Source organism: Priestia megaterium NBRC 15308 = ATCC 14581, from assembly GCF_000832985.1.
Classification (GTDB): Bacteria; Bacillota; Bacilli; order Bacillales; family Bacillaceae_H; genus Priestia; species Priestia megaterium.
Map to the genome: position 1 here is coordinate 3132120 of NZ_CP009920.1, position 17615 is coordinate 3149734.

18 protein-coding genes are annotated in these 17615 nt (G+C 39.5%); 17 read left to right on the top strand and 1 reads right to left on the bottom strand.

Going from position 1 to position 17615, the window contains the following annotated elements:
* Positions 1–176 precede the first annotated feature (176 nt).
* From BG04_RS16505 to rpiA, 16 genes are all read left to right on the top strand, one after another.
* Positions 177–1031, top strand: coding sequence for a MurR/RpiR family transcriptional regulator (locus BG04_RS16505; RefSeq protein WP_034653973.1), 855 nt, complete (start codon positions 177–179; stop codon positions 1029–1031).
* 14 nt (positions 1032–1045) lie between these two features.
* The gene (locus BG04_RS16510; protein WP_013082023.1) at positions 1046–1351 is read left to right on the top strand and encodes a PTS sugar transporter subunit IIB; all 306 of its coding nucleotides are present in this window, start codon (positions 1046–1048) and stop codon (positions 1349–1351) included.
* Positions 1352–1431: 80 nt separating this feature from the next.
* Positions 1432–2733 (top strand): PTS sugar transporter subunit IIC, encoded by a 1302-nt coding sequence (locus BG04_RS16515; protein WP_013082024.1) that lies wholly within the window; start codon positions 1432–1434, stop codon positions 2731–2733.
* Positions 2734–2788: 55 nt separating this feature from the next.
* On the top strand, positions 2789–3055 hold the full coding sequence (locus BG04_RS16520; RefSeq protein WP_034653971.1) for a hypothetical protein: 267 nt from the start codon (positions 2789–2791) through the stop codon (positions 3053–3055).
* 16 nt (positions 3056–3071) lie between these two features.
* Positions 3072–4388: a 6-phospho-beta-glucosidase gene (locus BG04_RS16525; RefSeq protein WP_034653969.1), complete on the top strand. Its 1317-nt coding sequence runs from the start codon at positions 3072–3074 to the stop codon at positions 4386–4388.
* A gap of 1 nt (position 4389) precedes the next feature.
* Positions 4390–5535 carry an anhydro-N-acetylmuramic acid kinase AnmK gene (anmK, locus tag BG04_RS16530; protein ID WP_016763276.1) on the top strand — a complete coding sequence of 382 codons (1146 nt, stop codon included), beginning with the start codon at positions 4390–4392 and terminating at the stop codon, positions 5533–5535.
* 17 nt (positions 5536–5552) lie between these two features.
* Positions 5553–5888, top strand: coding sequence for a PTS lactose/cellobiose transporter subunit IIA (locus tag BG04_RS16535; RefSeq protein ID WP_034653967.1), 336 nt, complete (start codon positions 5553–5555; stop codon positions 5886–5888).
* On the top strand, positions 5885–6973 hold the full coding sequence (locus BG04_RS16540; RefSeq protein ID WP_034653965.1) for a DUF871 domain-containing protein: 1089 nt from the start codon (positions 5885–5887) through the stop codon (positions 6971–6973). Before BG04_RS16535 ends, BG04_RS16540 begins: the two co-directional genes overlap by 4 nt.
* A gap of 4 nt (positions 6974–6977) precedes the next feature.
* A complete protein-coding gene (locus tag BG04_RS16545) occupies positions 6978–7871 on the top strand; it encodes a BadF/BadG/BcrA/BcrD ATPase family protein (protein ID WP_034653962.1) in 894 nt (297 codons plus the stop codon).
* Between the two features lie 35 nt (positions 7872–7906).
* Complete coding sequence (gene murQ, locus BG04_RS16550) at positions 7907–8821, top strand: N-acetylmuramic acid 6-phosphate etherase (protein WP_034653961.1); 915 nt, start codon at positions 7907–7909, stop codon at positions 8819–8821.
* 159 nt (positions 8822–8980) lie between these two features.
* Positions 8981–11008 carry a BglG family transcription antiterminator gene (locus BG04_RS16555; protein WP_233335022.1) on the top strand — a complete coding sequence of 676 codons (2028 nt, stop codon included), beginning with the start codon at positions 8981–8983 and terminating at the stop codon, positions 11006–11008.
* A 15-nt stretch (positions 11009–11023) separates the two neighbouring features.
* Complete coding sequence (locus BG04_RS16560; RefSeq protein WP_034653957.1) at positions 11024–11299, top strand: PTS sugar transporter subunit IIB; 276 nt, start codon at positions 11024–11026, stop codon at positions 11297–11299.
* A gap of 3 nt (positions 11300–11302) precedes the next feature.
* Entirely contained in the window at positions 11303–12565 is a 1263-nt protein-coding gene (locus BG04_RS16565; protein WP_034653955.1) for a PTS ascorbate transporter subunit IIC, read from the top strand.
* 67 nt (positions 12566–12632) lie between these two features.
* The gene (locus BG04_RS16570) at positions 12633–13391 is read left to right on the top strand and encodes a carbon-nitrogen hydrolase family protein (RefSeq protein ID WP_034653953.1); all 759 of its coding nucleotides are present in this window, start codon (positions 12633–12635) and stop codon (positions 13389–13391) included.
* Positions 13392–13523: 132 nt separating this feature from the next.
* Positions 13524–14114, top strand: a complete 591-nt coding sequence (locus BG04_RS16575) for a hypothetical protein (RefSeq protein WP_028407704.1) — start codon at positions 13524–13526, stop codon at positions 14112–14114.
* 82 nt (positions 14115–14196) lie between these two features.
* Positions 14197–14865: a ribose-5-phosphate isomerase RpiA gene (gene rpiA / locus BG04_RS16580; protein ID WP_034653951.1), complete on the top strand. Its 669-nt coding sequence runs from the start codon at positions 14197–14199 to the stop codon at positions 14863–14865.
* 32 nt (positions 14866–14897) lie between these two features.
* Here the strand turns inward: rpiA and BG04_RS16585 are convergent, their stop codons facing one another.
* On the bottom strand, positions 14898–15491 hold the full coding sequence (locus tag BG04_RS16585) for a YdbC family protein (RefSeq protein WP_034653949.1): 594 nt from the start codon (positions 15489–15491) through the stop codon (positions 14898–14900).
* Positions 15492–15627: 136 nt separating this feature from the next.
* On the opposite strand from BG04_RS16585, the gene BG04_RS16590 reads away from it, so the two are divergent.
* Entirely contained in the window at positions 15628–17559 is a 1932-nt protein-coding gene (locus BG04_RS16590; RefSeq protein ID WP_034653946.1) for a hypothetical protein, read from the top strand.
* The last annotated feature ends 56 nt before the right edge of the window (positions 17560–17615 follow it).

Sequence of the window (17615 nt, forward strand, 5' to 3'; positions counted from 1 at the left end):
TTCATAATATAGCATGTGGTCGTTATATTCACAATAGATTTTAATAAAATATTCTGAAAAATAAAATAAAGTTTTAAAAATATCAGAAAAATATTGAAATTAAACTTCAGAAAAAATATAATAATGGTAATTTAAAGAATATTTTAGAAATACGTTACTTAACGATGGAGGAATTCATGCGCCAATTTTCCGTACTTACTTTAATCGATGCACAAATGAATCATTACAGTCCTGCTGAGGGAAGAGTAGCTGATTACGTGTTAGAAAATCCTACGACCACGTTGAACTTAACGACCAAACAGCTAGCTAAGCAGTGTCAGTGCAGCGAAGCTACGATTATTCGTTTTTGTCAGCGTGTAGGAATCAATAGTTTTAAAGAATTAAAGATTGAATTAGCAAAAGATGCCCATAAGGTGAATAACGAGCAGCTGCCGAATCTTCCGGTTAATTTTGAAGACGAGACCGAAGCCGTGCTTGAAAAAGTCATGAGTAAAAGTATGAGCGCACTTATGAACACAAGTCGTTTAGTGAGCTCTTCTGCAATTGATGCAGCCGCGGAAGCTATTCATGGAGCGAAGCGAGTGTTTTTATACGGAGCAGGGGGATCATCTGTAGTTGCGCTAGATGCTCAGTATAAACTGCTTCGAATTGATATTTCAGCGCTGTTTTCATTAGACAGTCATGTTCAAATGGTGATGGCTGCGAACATGACAAAAGATGATGTGCTGTTTGTAGTATCGACTTCTGGTCAAACAAAAGAAGTGGTGGAACTGATGCAAATAGCCAAAGATAAAGGAGCAGCGGTTATTTTGCTAACGCAGCACGGCTCATCGCCAGCTTCTAGATTAGCTGATATTCTGCTGACTATTTCAGTAGAAGAACAGCATATTCGAATTGGAACGATGAGCGCTCGTATTGCTCAGTTAGCCGTTGTAGATGCGATGTTTATACGGTTATGTATTCAAAAAGGCAATCAAGTGTTTGAACGCATAATCGATACACATAATGTAATTCAAAAAATAAAGAGGTAGGGGGAAACGAGAAAATGAAGGTATTGTTTGTATGTTCTGGAGGAATGTCAAGTTCGATTGTGGTAAAAGCATTAAAAACGGAAGCACAAAAGCACGGAACGGATATGGAAGTGCTGGCAATTGGGACAAATGAAGTGGCAGAGGAAATTCAAAAAGGCTGGGATGTTGTAATGGTTGCACCGCAGATTCGCCACCGGTTTAACGCAGTGAAAGCGGAAGCGGATAAAGCCTCTGTTCCGTGCGGGCCGATTCCGCCGCAGGCTTATACGCCGCTTGGAGGTCCGACGCTTTATAAAACGGTTCAACAGCTCGTTAGCTGAGGAAAGCAGGTGTATTCCTGCTTTTTAAATAAATAAGGGGTTTATTACACAAGGGGAGAATATAGAGGGGGAAAGGGTATATGAGCAAATTTGTGTCATTTTTAGAGAACAATTTATCAGGACCTATGGCCAGGTTATCGGAACAGCGGCATCTTCAAGCCATTCGCGATGGTGTTATTTCCGCTTTGCCGTTCATTATCATCGGAAGTTTTTTCTTAATTTTAGCATTTCCGCCTGTGCCGCAAGATAGCACAATTGCAAAATGGGCAGCTGATAACAGCGCCAATATTTTAATACCGTATCGCGTAACGATGTTTATTATGTCTTTATATATAGCCTTTGGGATAGGGTATAACTTGTCCAAAAGCTATAATCTCGATCCGCTGTCAGGAGCGCAAATTGCAGTAGCTGCACTACTTCTTACGGTGACTCCAAAGCTGATTGAAGAAGAAGGATTTATGCTTCCAATGACAAACCTTGGAGGTCACGGTTTGTTTGTAACGATGATTGTATCGATTTTATCGGTCGAAATTCTCAGGTTTTGTAAAGCAAAAAATGTCACCATAAAAATGCCGGAACAAGTGCCGCCTTCGGTATCGAGGTCTTTTGAAGCACTAATTCCGGTTGCGATTGTTGTTGTACTTATGACGATTATTACCATTGTTTTAGGTATCGATCTTCACCATTTAGTTGATAAACTAGTTGCTCCGCTTGTGGAAGCTGGAGATAGTTTAGCAGGAGTATTAATACCGGTTTTCTTAATTACGTTTTTCTGGTCATTTGGTATTCACGGCGTCTCTGTTGTTGGGACAGTGGCACGGCCTGTATGGGAAGTGTATTTAGCCAAAAATGCTGAAGCGGTAGCAGACGGAGCTTCCACACTTCCGTATATTGCACCTGAAACGTTCTTTCAGTGGTTTGTTTGGATCGGAGGATCTGGAGCGACGCTGGGCCTTGCTTTAGCAATGCTGTTTTTCTCAAAATCCAAATATTCGAAAGCGCTTTCTAGGACATCTTTTATTCCGGCGGTTTTTAATATTAACGAACCAATTATTTTCGGTTTGCCAATTGTCTTAAATCCTATTTTAATTATCCCATTTATCATTATCCCGATTATTACAACGATCATTTCATACGCAGCAACGGCGACAGGTCTTATTACGCCAACCTACGTAATGGTTCCTTGGACGCTCCCGGCGCCGATCGGAGCTTATCTATCGACCGGAGGAGACTGGCGGGCGGTTGTGCTAGTCGTTATCAATATTGCTATTTCTGTTGTCATTTATCTTCCGTTCTTTAAAATGTACGACCGAAAGATGGTCGAAATGGAAAAAAGCGATGAAGCAACGGTTGCACCATCTGATAGTTCAGTTCAAATGTAAAGAAAGAGAAGCCAACTTGTTTGGCTTCTATCTCTTTAGTAGGAGTTGAGGGTCAATGTTTGTGCGGTTTCGATATAAAACTGTGTTTTTATTTCTGCTAACCATGGTTCTTTGCAACGTTATTTTTACACCTCTGCTGCAGTATGCTGGTTTACCAGCGCAGCATAGTTTATTTGCCATTACAAGCCTATCAGCAGCACTGCTTACAACATTTATTTCCATTCGGCTTTCAAACGCAACTTTATCTAAAACCGCCGTTTGTATACGCTTTGTTTTGCTTGGAATAGGGTGCACAGCCGTTACATATTTAGCCGTTTTTTAACAAGGAGGGGCAAAAAATGAAAGTAGTGACAATTGGGGGAGGATCAAGCTACACACCGGAATTGGTCGAAGGGTTTATTAAACGATATGATGAGCTTCCAATTCGAGAGCTATGGCTTGTAGATGTTGAAGAAGGAAAAGAGAAACTTGAAATTGTAGGAGCACTTGCGAAAAGAATGGTCAAAAAAGCAGGTGTTGATATGAAAATTCATTTAACGCTTGATCGACAAAAGGCGTTGATAAATGCTGATTTTGTAACGACACAGCTTAGAGTAGGTCAGCTTGATGCGCGTATTCAAGATGAACGCATCCCTCTTAAGTACGGAATGATTGGTCAAGAGACAAACGGGGCGGGAGGATTATTTAAGGGCTTACGAACGATACCGGTTTTGTTGAAAATTGCCGAGGAAATACACGAAGTTTGTCCAAACGCCTGGCTTATTAATTTTACAAATCCTGCAGGTATGGTAACGGAGGCGCTGCTTCGCTACGGAGAGCATTCTAAAGTAGTAGGAGTTTGTAACCTGCCTGTACATATGACAACCTCCATCGCGGGCTTGCTTCAAGTAGAAAAAGAAGATGTTCACATTGAATTTGCAGGGTTAAACCACTTGGTATATGGACTGCATGTGTATGCAAAAGGAAAGGAAGTAACGCAAGAAGTCATTCGGCGATTAAGTGATCCAAACTCTCAAGTAACAATGAGAAACATAGCTCCTATTCCATGGCAACCGGACTTTTTGGAAGCTCTTGGCGTGATTTTATGTCCGTATCACCGCTACTACTACAAAACAAAAGAAATATTAGCAGAAGAGCTTCTGGCTTTTCAGTCAGGTACAACACGCGCTGAAGTGGTAAAAGCATTAGAAGCCGAGCTTTTTGAACTCTATAAAAATCCAAATCTAGAAATGAAGCCTCCGCAGCTGGAAAAACGAGGGGGCGCTTATTACAGCGATGCCGCATGTAATTTAATTTCATCCATTTATAACGATAAAGGCGATATTCAAACATTAAATGTAAAAAACAATGGAGCTATTTCCTCGCTCCCAAACGAATCTGCGGTTGAAGTAAACTGTGTAGTAACAAAGCAAGGGCCAGTACCGCTCGCTTTCGGTGAACTTCCGGTAGAAGTTAATGGACTTGTGCAGCAAATTAAATCGTTTGAACGAATAGGAGCAGAAGCTGCGGTTACAGGATCTTATGAAAAAGCACTGGTTGCGCTCAGCATTAATCCGCTTGTTCCAAGTGACGAGCTGGCTAAGTCGGTCTTAGATGAACTGCTTCAAGCTCATCGCAAGTATTTACCTGCTTTTTTTAAGGAAGTGAACGCGTAGTATGTATGCTGTTGGACTTATGTCAGGAACGTCACTCGACGGAATTGATGCAGCTCTTGTTCAAATTGAAGGAAGCGGCTATGAAAGTAAAGTTAAGCTTCTTCATTTTATTACCGTGCCGTTTTCACCTCAGTTAAAAAAGGAAATTGAGCAGGCGCTTTCTTTTGAACATTCAAATGTACAGCTGATCTGCAGCTTAAATTTTAAACTTGGCTATGCATTTGCGGATGCAGTGAAAAAAGTGTGCCAAGAAGCCCGCTTTTCTCTTGAACAAATAGATGTTATTGGATCGCATGGTCAAACCATTTACCATCAGCCTTATGCTTCGGGAAGTACAGTGATGTCTACACTCCAAATTGGAGAGCCGGCTGTTATTGCCTATGAAACCAAAACGAAGGTAGTAGCAAACTTCAGGGTGATGGACATGGCAGCAGGGGGGCAAGGTGCTCCGTTAGTTCCTCACACGGAACGGATTTTGTACAGCCACGATGAGCGTACAAGGCTGCTTCAAAACGTTGGAGGTATTGGAAATGTAACGTTGATTCCGCCAAAAAAATCTCCTATACCCGTAGTAGCTTTTGATACAGGGCCGGGAAATATGATGATAGACGAAGCGTGTCAGCAGCTTTTTAATGTTTCATTTGATGAAAATGGGCGTTTAGCAGCTGAAGGAAAGATTATTTCAGAGCTTTTAGGAGACTGTATGAATCATGATTACATGAAGCTTTCTCCTCCCAAATCGACGGGAAGAGAACTGTTCGGTACACAGTACACAAAGAGACTGCTAGAGAATTATAGTAAACATAAAAAGGAAGATCTGCTAGCTACGATTACTATGTTCACGGCATCATCCATTGTACATCACTATGAAACATTTATTTTTCCTGCCTATTCTATTGACGAAGTGATTATTGGAGGAGGCGGAAGTTATAATAATACGCTGATGAATATGATTAAAGCGCAGATCGGGAAACGCTGCAGCGTGTATACACAAGAAGAAATAGGAATGTCTTCAGAAGCAAAAGAAGCCGTAGCTTTTGCGGTGCTCGCAAATGAAACACTTTCAGGTTATCCAAGCAATGTACCAAGCGCAACCGGCGCCTTGTCTCCTGTAATATTAGGAAACATTACGCCTGTACCACTATAAAAAAGGGGATGGAAGAAATGACAGAAGCAGCAAATATAGAAAATGAAATTTTTGAACTTATTGCATACGGAGGAAATGCCAGGTCACTTGCATATGAAGCGTTAGAAGCAGCTGAAGATTATGACTTTAATAGAGCTGACGAACTTTTAAAGCAGTCTCAAGAAGAGCTCAGTCATGCTCATAAAACGCAAACTGCGCTTATTCAACGTGAATTGAACGGAAAAACAATTGAAAAGTCGCTGCTTTTAATTCACGCACAAGATCATTTAATGACGGCTATTTCAGAGCAAAAATTAATTGAACATATGATTAAGCTTATTAAAAAATTTAAAAAAGAAGGCGAAAATCAATGAAAAAGCTAGGTATTGCGATTTACCCGGAACATTCGACTGTCGAAAAAGATAAAGCGTATATAGCACTTGCGCATCAATACGGATTTACCCGCATTTTTACGTGCTTGCTTTCTGTTGAAGGCGATCAGAAAAAAGTAATGGCAAATTTTAAAGAAATCATTGAGTTTGCCAATGAGCTAGAGATGGAAGTAGTAGTGGACATCGCTCCTCGCGTATTTGGAGCGCTTGGCATTTCTTATGATGACTTATCTTTTTTTTACGAATTAGGGGCTTATGCTATTCGTCTTGATCTAGGGTATACGGGAAATGAAGAGTCCATTATGACCTTTAATCCATACGGCTTAAAAATTGAAATTAACATGAGTAATGCGACGAAGTATGTGGATAATATTTTAAGTTACAGACCGAATCGAAAGCAGCTGCTCGGGTCGCACAACTTCTATCCTCATCGATATGCGGGATTGTCGTATGATCACTTTTTGAAGTGTTCAGCATTGTTTAAAGAACATAACCTTGAAACAGCAGCCTTCATTAATTCACCAAGCGCTACTTTTGGACCGTGGCCTGTTACTGAAGGGCTTTGTACGCTTGAAATGCATCGCACGCTTCCGATCGACGTGCAGGCTAAGCATCTTTTTAAAACGGGATTAATTGATTGTGCAATCATTGCGAATGCGTATGCATCAGAAGAAGAGATGAAGGCGCTGCGTGATGTTGTTCAGCAAGAGCGCTTTACTTTTAACGTGACCCTGTATGATACGATTACCGAGCTTGAGAAAAAAATTGTGCTGGAAGAGTTTCATTTTTACCGCGGAGACGTATCTGATTATTTAATTCGCTCTACGCAAAGCCGAGTAAAATATAAAAAAGAAGAATTCAAGCCTACGCATACTCCTTCCATTCGAAGAGGCGATATTTTAATAGAAAATGAACTCTATGGACAATACAAAGGAGAGCTGCAAATTGCGCTGTTAGACATGGAGAACTCAGGTAAAACAAACGTAGTAGGACGCATTGCAGAAGAGGAAATTTTTTTACTAAATGAACTGCAGCCATGGGACAAATTTGCTTTTTGCGAGCGGTGATAAAATGGACTATATTATTGGTATCGACGGCGGGGGAACAAAAACAGAAGCCGTTGCTTACAGCTTAAATGGTCAAGAGCTCGCTGCTTCAAAAAGCGGCTATGGCAATTTGCTCATTAATTACAATACGGCTATTACTCATATTGATGAATGTATTACGGCGTGCAAAGCTGCGCTTGCTGATCATACATGTAAAGGCATTTCACTGGGGCTTGCTGGAAGTAAAGCATTATCTAAAGAAGAAATAAAAAGATATTTTTATGATCGTTATCAGGTAGAAGTAGGTTTATATGATGACGCCATGATTGCACATGAAGCACTACTGCATGGAAAAGACGGGATTTTAACTATCGCAGGTACTGGAGCCGTCAGCATTGGGAAAAAAGACGGAGTGTACGAATACGGAGGAGGGTGGGGACACCTTCTTGGAGATGAAGGAAGCGGATATTGGATTGGTCTTCAAGCACTGATATTGCTGACGAAAGAGCATGATCAAAGCCGTCCTTACAGCAGCCTTAGTCAGACAATCTTGCAACATGTAAAAGCAGATACCATACACGATATAAAAAAGTTTGTCTATTCATCTCCTAAATCAGAAGTTGCTTCACTCACTCCGCTTGTTGTAAATCAAGCGAGAAACCATAAACAAGAAGCAAGTGACATTCTTCAACAGGCTGGAAAGAACCTTGCAAACATGACTCTTCATTTATATAAGAAACAGCGGTTTGAAGGGAGCTGCTTGCTGTCATGCAAAGGCAGCATTTTAACGGAAGTTCCAGAAGTGTTTGATGTTTATAAAAAAGCATGTGAAAAAGAAATAAAGCATATCCAGTGGGCAACACAGCGAGTATCATCTGCTAAAGGAGCTTATCAGCTGTTCATGAAAGAGTATAAATAGAGAAAAAATGATGGTGGAAAAGGCAGGGGATCACAGTGAACTTAAATCATATCTTAACAGAAAAACGCAATCCGCAAACCTTAAACATTGATGAATTATCAAGTCTGGAAATTGTAAAAAAAATTAATGAAGAAGATCATCAAGTGCCTCAGGCGATCAATAAAGTGCTGCCTGTTATTGCTCTGTTAGTAGATGAAATTGTCAGTGCTTTTAAACAAGGCGGACGTCTTATTTATATCGGAGCAGGTACAAGCGGGCGGCTAGGTGTATTAGATGCATCTGAAGGTGTACCAACATTCGGTACACCTGCCGAACAAGTAATTGGGATCATAGCCGGGGGAGACAAAGCGCTTCGTCATGCGTTAGAAGGAGCAGAAGATAATAAGAAACAAGCGATAGAAGATTTGAAAGCGATTAATTTATCAAATAAAGATATTCTTGTAGGTATAGCTGCAAGCGGAAGAACTCCTTATACACTCTCAGCGCTTGCGTATGCAAACAGCCTGGGGGCAGTAACGGGCTGTGTTGTAAATTCTCCTCAATCACCTATGGAACAAGAAGCAAAATATGCAATAGTAGCAGAATCAGGGCCGGAAGTTGTCACAGGTTCAACAAGAATGAAAGCCGGAACTGCTCAAAAGCTTGTTCTTAATATGCTGACGACCGCTTCTATGATTCAAATTGGTAAAGTCTACAGCAATCTAATGGTAGACGTACAGCCGACTAATGATAAACTTGTACAGCGTGCTAAAAATATTATTGCGGAACTAACAGGCGTCTCACCAGAGGAGGCAGCGGAAAGTTTACAAACATACAAAACGCCAAAAGCCGCCATTCTTGCGCTTCTTACTTCTACAGAAGGTGATGAGGTGCATCGGCTGCTTGATAAACATGACGGACATTTAAAAAAAGCCATCGGAGAAGCAATGGAACAGCCGACTAAAGATTAAGTCTTAAAAGAAGTGCATACGGCACTTCTTTTTTTGTTGAGTACATTTTTTGCACAATGTATGTGGGTGAATTCGGTCTAATCATTTTGTAAGACCCGTAGTATAGTAAAAGCATAAAGCATAGTAAGTATTTCAATTTGTGCACGAATTGGACTGAAGGTGATTCATTTGTTAGACAAACGCAGTACGGCCGTATTGCAAGTTTTACTTCAAGCCGCAACATTTATATCAGTACAAGAGTTAATGAAGCAGTTTCAAGTGTCAAGGCGTACTATCTATTATGATATTGAGAAAATTAACGATTGGCTGTGTCAACAAGAATTAGAGTTTGTTCAGTACACATATGGGAAAGGCTTTTTTCTAAACGATCAAGTAAAGGACCAAGTTGCTAAACAAATTTCTCATGTTATGCCATCTGCTTACTTATCAGTTGAGGACCGGCAAATATACGTTGCTTTGATGTGTATACTTCGAGGCGGGAAAATCGGAACTCAGCAGCTCATGGATGAAACAGAAGTTAGTCGCAATACTGTCTTACAAGATATTAAAGACTTAAAAAACAAGTGGGTAAAGAAAGGCATATCTTTGACATATAGCTATAAAGATGGGTACGAAGTAAAAGGATCTGAAAGCGACATTCGAAATTTGCTTTATATACACATCACAGAATTATTAAGTCAACATCAAGAAGAGTTGTTGAAAAGGGTCATGAAAGCAGATTACGAATATTCAATGATTTATCACTGGCTTGTAGAGTGTGAAGATAAACTGGGAATGGCGTTTACAGACAAGATGCTGACGCAATTAGCCTATATGCTCACGTGCTGTATTCAGCGTATTGGAGGCAAGCGCTATGTAGACGCCCTGATTACTAGAAAAGATGAATTAGAAAAAACCAGGCAGTACAAAGCGCTCCAAGAAATTGAAAGCGTTTTAGGATTTGATTTTCCACCTCACGAAAAACATTATCTGGCCACAGTTTTACTAAGTGCAAAAGTAAATGTAGTAAATCAAGCAGATAGTGATGATTGGATGAGAAGCATTGTAAAAGAAATGGTATCACGGTTTCAAGCATATGCTTGTGTGGTATTTGAAGATCGAAATCGTCTTGAACAAAATTTATATATTCATTTGAAGACGGCTTATTACAGGCTTCTCTATAATATTCACCTCCCTAACCCTATGCTTTCGGCTATTCAAACAAAGTATCAGGATATAGTGGAACTGACAAAAAAAGCGTTGCTTCCTTTGGAAAACAGCCTTCAAACACGTATTAATGAAGACGAAATTTCTTATTTTGCTCTTCATTTCGGAGGATGGATGAAAAAACAAGAGGGAAGGCAAAAACAAAAGCGTATTGTTATTGTTTGTGCCAATGGAATTGGAACGTCCCGTATGCTTCAGTATCAGCTTGAACAACTGTTAACAGATGCTGAATTGATAGGGCCAATGACGGTAAGAGATTATGAGCAGTTTAAAGAAACCTATGATTTAGTTATTACAACTACGCCATTAAAAAAGCGAATGAATGTGATGCTTGTGAATCCTATTTTAACGGATGATGAAAAGCAGCGGTTAATCGACTTAGTTGAACCAGCTTCTTCTCAGCTAACCACTCAAGCCATCATGGGTATTATTAAGCAGCATGCAAATATTCAGGATGAACCAGCTCTGTTAGCTAATTTAAAACTAGTGATACAGCAATCTAAAAAAATGGTAAGAGAGGATAAAAAGCCAATGTTGCATGAAGTATTGCAAGAGCCATTCTTGCAGCTTACAGATTCAGCAGATGATTGGAAATCAGCTGTTAGGCTGGCTGCCAAGCCTTTGTTGAACTATGAATATATTGAACCTTCTTATGTAGAAGCAATGATCAAAAGTGTAGAACAGTTAGGCCCTTATATTGTTATTGCGCCAAAAGTGGCGCTCCCTCATGCAAGGCCGGAACACGGGGTAAATCGTGTGGGTATGAGCATGCTTCGTTTAAAGGAGCCGGTCTATTTTTCTACTGAAAAACAGCACGGAGCGCAGCTTATTATCGTACTTGCTGCTACTGATAATGAAACCCACTTAAAAGCACTGTCACAGCTTTCAATGATGCTATCTGAAAACGATAATATTGACAAGCTTATTGCTATGAATACAAAACAAGAAATGCTTGCATTAATTGAAGCTTACTCAAATTAAAAGGAGAGATAAAAAATGAAAAAGATTTTAGTTGTATGCGGAAACGGTTTAGGAAGCAGTTTTATTGTGGAAATGAATGTAAAGAAAATTTTAGTAGAGCTTGGTGTTGAAGCACAGGTATCTCATACGGATTTAACAACTAGTAAAACGGAGCAGGCAGATATCTATTTAGGATCTGCAGATATTGTAAATCAATTGGATGATGGCAATCGCACGGTCGTGGCACTGCAAAACATTTTAAATCAAGCGGAAATTAAAGGAGCACTGCAAAAATACTTCGTGGAGGCGTAAGCCATGTTTGATTTAATTATGAAAGATATATTAGGAACACCCGCTATTCTAGTAGGGTTGTTTGCACTAATCGGTTTGTTGCTTCAAAAGAAAAAAAGTGCAGATATTGTATCAGGCACCTTAAAAACAATTATGGGTTTTCTTATATTAGGAGCGGGAGCTAATATATTAATTGCTTCACTTGAAGCGTTTGGAAAAATGTTTAATAAAGCGTTTTCCGTTGAAGGCATCATTCCTAATAATGAAGCAATTGTAGCTGTAGCTCAACAAACGTTTGGTACAGAAACAGCGATGATTATGCTTTTAGGTATGATTGTAAATATCATTATCGCGCGCATCACGAAATTTAAGTATATCTTTTTAACTGGGCATCACACCATGTTTATGGCTTGTTTGATTGCAGCAATTTTATCTACCGGCGGGTTAACGGGAGCACCTTTGGTTTTGATCGGGGCACTATTATTAGGTATTTTAATGGTTTTATTTCCTGCACTGCTTCAGCCGTATGTGCGTGAAATTACAGGGTCAAACGATATTGCCGTTGGTCATTTTGGTTCCTTAGGCTATTTAGTAGCAGGGTTTATCGGCAAGCGAGTAGGAAATCGCGAAAAAACAACAGAAGAAATTAAAGTTCCTCAATCCTTAGGATTTCTTCGGGATACATCCGTTTCTGTCTCACTGACCATGACCGTTTTATTTATTATTGTTGCACTTTTTGCAGGCCCTGCATTTATCGAAACAAAATTAAGCGGGGGTCAAAACTTTATTGTGTACTCGCTAATTCAAGCAATCACTTTTGCAGCAGGAGTATATGTCGTGCTGGCGGGTGTTCGTATGCTTTTAGCAGAAATTGTACCAGCATTTAAAGGAATTGCTGACAAAGCGGTACCAAATGCCATTCCAGCTCTAGATTGTCCAACTGTGTTTCCGTTTGCTCCTAACGCAGTGGTCATTGGATTCTTTTCAAGCTTTATCGCTGGTCTCATTTCAATGTTCTTTTTGCCTCTATTTGGTCTAAGTATTATCGTGCCGGGCCTCGTTCCGCACTTTTTTACGGGAGCAGCTGCGGGAGTATTTGGAAATGCGACGGGGGGAAGAAGAGGAGCAGTGGTCGGGTCATTTGCCAATGGAATCTTAATTAGTTTTTTACCGGCTATTTTACTGCCTGTTCTCGCGTCGTTAGGTTTTAAAGGCACAACATTTGGAGATTCGGACTTTAGTGCGGTAGGTATTCTTCTTAGCATGCTAATTAAATTATTTACGTAAAGATAAAAAACTCATGTTACGCTAGTAGCATGAGTTTTTTATGATATTGGAAGTGGAGGAGCAATGAATGAAAATTGGGTTAGCGCAAGTGAGATTTCCAAAGTCAGCCGCAGAGGGTGTAGAAACGATAGAAAATTGTATGAAACAAGCAGCAGAAGAAGGGTGTAACCTTGTATGTTTTCCAGAATCAATTGTGCCGGGACTTAGAGGAGTGGGTTTTGAAGTTGAGGCCTACAATCACGAAATTCAACAAAATACGCTTTATAAAGTTAAGTTGCTTGCCAAACAGTTAAAGCTCAACGTAATTTTACCACTGGAATGGCGCGACGAACTTGGTATGCATTTAACTGCTTTTGTAATTGATGAAAATGGAAAAGAATTAGGGTATCAAACTAAAAATCAAATTGATCCAGCAGAAGATCAATTTGGTTATAAGCCTGGAAACAGCCGCCAGTTGTTTGAAATAAACGGCGTGAAATTCGGTATTGTTATTTGCCATGAGGGATGGCGCTATCCTGAAACTGTCCGATGGGCTGCTGTAAGAGGAGCAAGCATTGTGTTTCATCCACAGTTTACTGGTGAAGTACCAGATCCGAAGTTTTATGATTATGCAATGATTGCAAGAAGTACGGAGAATGGTATTTACTTTGCAAGCGTGAATTATGCCTTAGAGAACCAAAAAAGCACCACTTCTCTTCTTTCTCCAAAGGGTGAATGTTTGATAAAAGCGAAAGCTGAAAAGCAAGAACTACTAACGTATACGATAGAGCCCGATGAGGCTAACCGGCTGTTAGCTCAGCGTCTGTTATCAAATTTACTATTGTAAAAAAGTTTATTTTTTCTAGTTAAATTAGCATGTGCGCTCTTATAACCCTTTGGTTATTTCTCCTTATGACGATATAAACGTCAATATGGTATTATCAAAAGTTAAAGGGATATTAAAAGGTGTGTGGAAACAATGGATCGAAAAAAAGTCGCATCAGTAGCTGGAGCATTGGTTATTGCCGTAGGAATTTGGCTATTTCAAAGCGGGAAATTTAAAAGTGAAGCGCAGGCAGATAAGTTTACGAGTACATTTTTGGTCGATCATGAACAAACAGACAATGGATTTGAATTATTTACTTCGGATACCAATCAATATAGGATGTGGTTTCCGCTTCAGTATGTTATTCATAAATCTTCTTATAAAAGCAGTGAAGATGAAAGTGAAGTATGGACAGCATCAACGAAGGAAAATGATTCATACAATGCTGGGAAAATAACGGCTTTATTTTCTAAGAAAAAAAGCAAAGCAGCTCAAAATAAAATGGATGCGTTTCAGCCTGATTACATGTTAAAAGGTAAAAATGCAACGATTTATGTGAAAAAACAAACAAGAGATGGAAAGCATAGCATTTATCATGCTTATGTGAATGATGATTATTCAGACAAGTATATTTACTATACGTTTGAACTAAAAAGCAGCGAACAGACAAACAGTACAAAACAGCAGTATTGGGTAGAAAAAATTCTTCTAAATACACAGTTTCAAAAAAACTCAGCTGAATAGTCAGCTGAGTTTTTACGTAAGGGTTCATAATGCTTTTCCTTTTTTATGTAAACGGGTACAATATGAGTAAGGAGGCCTTTGTATGATTGAAAAACAAGCAGTTGGTGAAAAAGCAGCACAATTTGTTGAAGATGGAATGATTGTAGGACTAGGGACAGGTTCAACAGCTTATTATACAATTGTAAAACTAGGTGAACGAGTAAAAAATGGATTACACATCAAAGCGGTTCCTACTTCTCAAAAAACAGAAGAGCTGGCAAGGAAACTAGGTATTCCCATTGTTACCTTAGCAGATGTTGAATATATTGATATAGCAATTGACGGAGCAGATGAAGTAGATAGCGAACTTTCTTTAATTAAAGGAGGAGGAGGCGCGCTGCTTCGAGAAAAAATGATTGCGTACGCAGCGAAGCGGTTTATCGTGATTGCAGATTCTAAGAAAATAGTGAAGACGCTAGGAGCTTTTCCTCTTCCTGTTGAAGTTATACGTTTTGGCTGGGAAATGACTGCGAAGCACATTCGCAGTGCAGGTTGTGTACCGCAGCTTAGGCTTTTAGATGATCATACGCCGTTTATCACCGATAACGGAAATTACATTCTAGACTGCCATTTTTCAGAAATTGAAAATCCTGCTGAGTTGGAAAAGCAGCTGATAAGGATCCCAGGCGTAGTAGAAAGCGGTTTGTTTGTAGGAATGACGGAGGAAGTTATTACCGTACAAAACCAAGATGTTTATATCATAAAAAAATAGAAGCTTTGGCGTCGGGCCTAGGCTTCTATTTTTTAATTGGAAAGAACGTTCCAATTTTTCTCTAATTGATATATGTATTGAGACGCGTTCAGTACATTTGGATGAACAAAGGTATCAATTGTTTTTTGCGGACAAGCAGATCCGTATAATGAAAAAATGACAAGCTTGCTGTGCTCGATTGGTGATACAACGTGAGATAAACAGCGATAAGAAGGATTTATCAAGCTTTTTACCATCTCATAGATATCTTCTTTGTCGTAAAAATCGACTTCAATTTCCGTCTTTACTAAATAACGGCTTTCAATGGCGCTGCTTCGATAATAATTGTAGCGTGCTCCTATGAAGTAGGACGGATCTGATGTTGAAACGTCCAAATTCGTATATGTTTGATCCTGCTTGCTTTTATAAAAAATAGAATCATGAGTATGCTTCATGAATTCTTGATAAGTTGTTCCATCTTCCCACAGAGCTAGAATACAAGCATCTGTTTCATCTTCCACGTTCCAACCCCCTAATTGGCCAATGAAACCATTCACGTGTGCAAGAGCAGCCCAATGCTGTTGCGTATATGAAAAAGATGCTTTTTTATCAGTCGGTATGCTGCATTTCACAATTTTTGTCAACATTCTCCCATCACCTCAATTAATTACTTCGATAAATGAAGGAAAAATCCTTCTAAAAAGAGGAAAATCATAGACATATCCCCCCTTTAAAAGCCATACATTTCAAATAGGACAATGTTAGGGAAAGAAGGGGAAATGAATGAAAGTTTTTCGTGCAAAAGCCTGTCAATCTCCTATGCGAAAAGGCTGGTCAATTATGTTTCAGCATCCGTTTAAAAAAGATGAAAGAGGAAGATCGCACCCGTTTGTTAAACGGTTTATGTATACAGAGCAACACGATGAAATTGACATTCTCGTTGAAGAGATGAATGAACTGCTGAGAGTGCAGGATTTTTGGACAAGTACTGCAAAAGGAAGAGCAAAAGCAAGATATGATGAACGAGTAGTGAATGCTTTTTATAACGATATTGAAAAAAGAACGAGCGAGCAAATTGACAGCGAGTATGAGTACATTCATGTAATCGGAGAACAAGGAAGCGGCAAAACAGCCTTAATCCGCCAGCTTCTTGGTATAAAAAAGGAATGTGGCTTTCTAGGAATAGGCAGTAAAGGCGCTTGTTCTGCTACGTATAAGGTGAAGGATTCCCAACACTATGAAGCTGCTGTCTCTTTTTTTACGCGAAGTGAAGTGCAAAGGAAATTGGAGAATATCCTACTAAGAAGCGCTGAAGTGTATGCTGAAGGAGGCACGGATTATGACTTGGTCTTTGAATTATTACACGGAGATTCCTCTTTTAATCTGCGCGCTCTTTTGGGAGATATCCCATACAAAGCCCGTTATTTTAATGATGATATTCCTTTAAGAATGAGTGATGAAAATAGTTCATTCAAACAATTTGTAGATGCAATTAAACGAGAAAGTGAAATAGTAAAAGACGCTGTTGATCACGAAGGAAAAGATTTTGCAGAAGGATGGCACAAGAGGCTTGAATGTAGGAAAATTACCGAGCAAATGCTTCTGGCAATTGAATCCCGGTTGAAAGAATACAAGGAGGGAACATGGGAAATAGGAGAAGACGACTGGCCAATATCCTGCCGTCTCACAGCAAAAGAGCTGTCTTCCTTTGGTCCGCTAACAAATGAAGAAGAAGAAAATAACGGACGTCTTATTTATCCATTGTTTCGTAGAATTGAAGTTTGCGGCCCTTTTTCTTTTAAAAAAGGAGTAGCGATTTGCGAGCATGCTTGTTTTGAATATACGAGCACCATCCACGATTCTTTTAAACAAGCAGCTTCTATTTTATACGTACATCATGGACTTAAACAATTAAATATTCAATTTCTTCAACAGCTCATCGTACATGGTCACGGTGCTAAGGTAAACGTTTGTGTTACACACGGAGATTTGCTTACCTCTCCAAGCTGCCGTACGGATTATGCTAAAAAACATGCCATGGCTAAAATGATAGATTATGCGCTTAAAAGCGTTTCACCTCTTATGAAAAAGCAGCTTCACTACTATTTAACAGTAGGGAATACGTCTATTTTAGAATGTGTACACGAGGAATCCAAAGAGAGTCATCTTCTGTATAAAGACTTAAAGGCAGCTTTAGTATCAGAAACGAGAAAAAAGCAGCAAGAGCTGCATCCTATTTATTTAAATTTGACTGTCTCTCAGGCTTTTTATGAAGCGATGGAGTCGCTGAACATTCCTTATATGGATAGAGAAACATGTTTGAACATTTCCTTAGGAGAGCATGAAGGGCCGGTGCCAGTCATTGCGTCCGCTTTTATTTCATCTGTCTACGAGCATTTTCTAAGCCAGCCGTCTGGGTGGTCAAGTACTTATCATTCGGTCACCGACCGACAGCAGGTTATTCAAGAATTGGCAGGTGAGTTCGCAACCGTCATTTATTCCTATTTTAACGAACAGCTGCTTGAAAATTCCCGTAATGACTGGGTCGCTCTTTATAAACAAAAAGAAGACGATCAAGCCTACAAATATAGCAGACTAATAGAAAACGTAATTCCTGCCAAAAATGATATCTATCAGCAGCAAATTCTTATGAGAACGGTCTATCAGTTGATCAAATATGTTGTAGAAAAGAAAGACGGCGTACTGGTTCATTAAGGAGTCAAGGGAGGTCAATATAAAAAAGGTTTATCAATAAAAAAACAGAGCCTGAT

What these genes read in the sequence shown, in the direction of transcription:
- BG04_RS16505 (WP_034653973.1), top strand. Translation starts at nt 177, where the DNA reads ATGCGCCAATTTTCCGTACTTACTTTAATCGATGCACAAATGAATCAT.
- BG04_RS16510 (WP_013082023.1), top strand. Translation starts at nt 1,046, where the DNA reads ATGAAGGTATTGTTTGTATGTTCTGGAGGAATGTCAAGTTCGATTGTG.
- BG04_RS16515 (WP_013082024.1), top strand. Translation starts at nt 1,432, where the DNA reads ATGAGCAAATTTGTGTCATTTTTAGAGAACAATTTATCAGGACCTATG.
- BG04_RS16520 (WP_034653971.1), top strand. Translation starts at nt 2,789, where the DNA reads ATGTTTGTGCGGTTTCGATATAAAACTGTGTTTTTATTTCTGCTAACC.
- BG04_RS16525 (WP_034653969.1), top strand. Translation starts at nt 3,072, where the DNA reads ATGAAAGTAGTGACAATTGGGGGAGGATCAAGCTACACACCGGAATTG.
- anmK (WP_016763276.1), top strand. Translation starts at nt 4,390, where the DNA reads ATGTATGCTGTTGGACTTATGTCAGGAACGTCACTCGACGGAATTGAT.
- BG04_RS16535 (WP_034653967.1), top strand. Translation starts at nt 5,553, where the DNA reads ATGACAGAAGCAGCAAATATAGAAAATGAAATTTTTGAACTTATTGCA.
- BG04_RS16540 (WP_034653965.1), top strand. Translation starts at nt 5,885, where the DNA reads ATGAAAAAGCTAGGTATTGCGATTTACCCGGAACATTCGACTGTCGAA.
- BG04_RS16545 (WP_034653962.1), top strand. Translation starts at nt 6,978, where the DNA reads ATGGACTATATTATTGGTATCGACGGCGGGGGAACAAAAACAGAAGCC.
- BG04_RS16560 (WP_034653957.1), top strand. Translation starts at nt 11,024, where the DNA reads ATGAAAAAGATTTTAGTTGTATGCGGAAACGGTTTAGGAAGCAGTTTT.
- BG04_RS16565 (WP_034653955.1), top strand. Translation starts at nt 11,303, where the DNA reads ATGTTTGATTTAATTATGAAAGATATATTAGGAACACCCGCTATTCTA.
- BG04_RS16570 (WP_034653953.1), top strand. Translation starts at nt 12,633, where the DNA reads ATGAAAATTGGGTTAGCGCAAGTGAGATTTCCAAAGTCAGCCGCAGAG.
- BG04_RS16575 (WP_028407704.1), top strand. Translation starts at nt 13,524, where the DNA reads ATGGATCGAAAAAAAGTCGCATCAGTAGCTGGAGCATTGGTTATTGCC.
- rpiA (WP_034653951.1), top strand. Translation starts at nt 14,197, where the DNA reads ATGATTGAAAAACAAGCAGTTGGTGAAAAAGCAGCACAATTTGTTGAA.
- BG04_RS16585 (WP_034653949.1), bottom strand. Translation starts at nt 15,491, where the DNA reads ATGTTGACAAAAATTGTGAAATGCAGCATACCGACTGATAAAAAAGCA.
- BG04_RS16590 (WP_034653946.1), top strand. Translation starts at nt 15,628, where the DNA reads ATGAAAGTTTTTCGTGCAAAAGCCTGTCAATCTCCTATGCGAAAAGGC.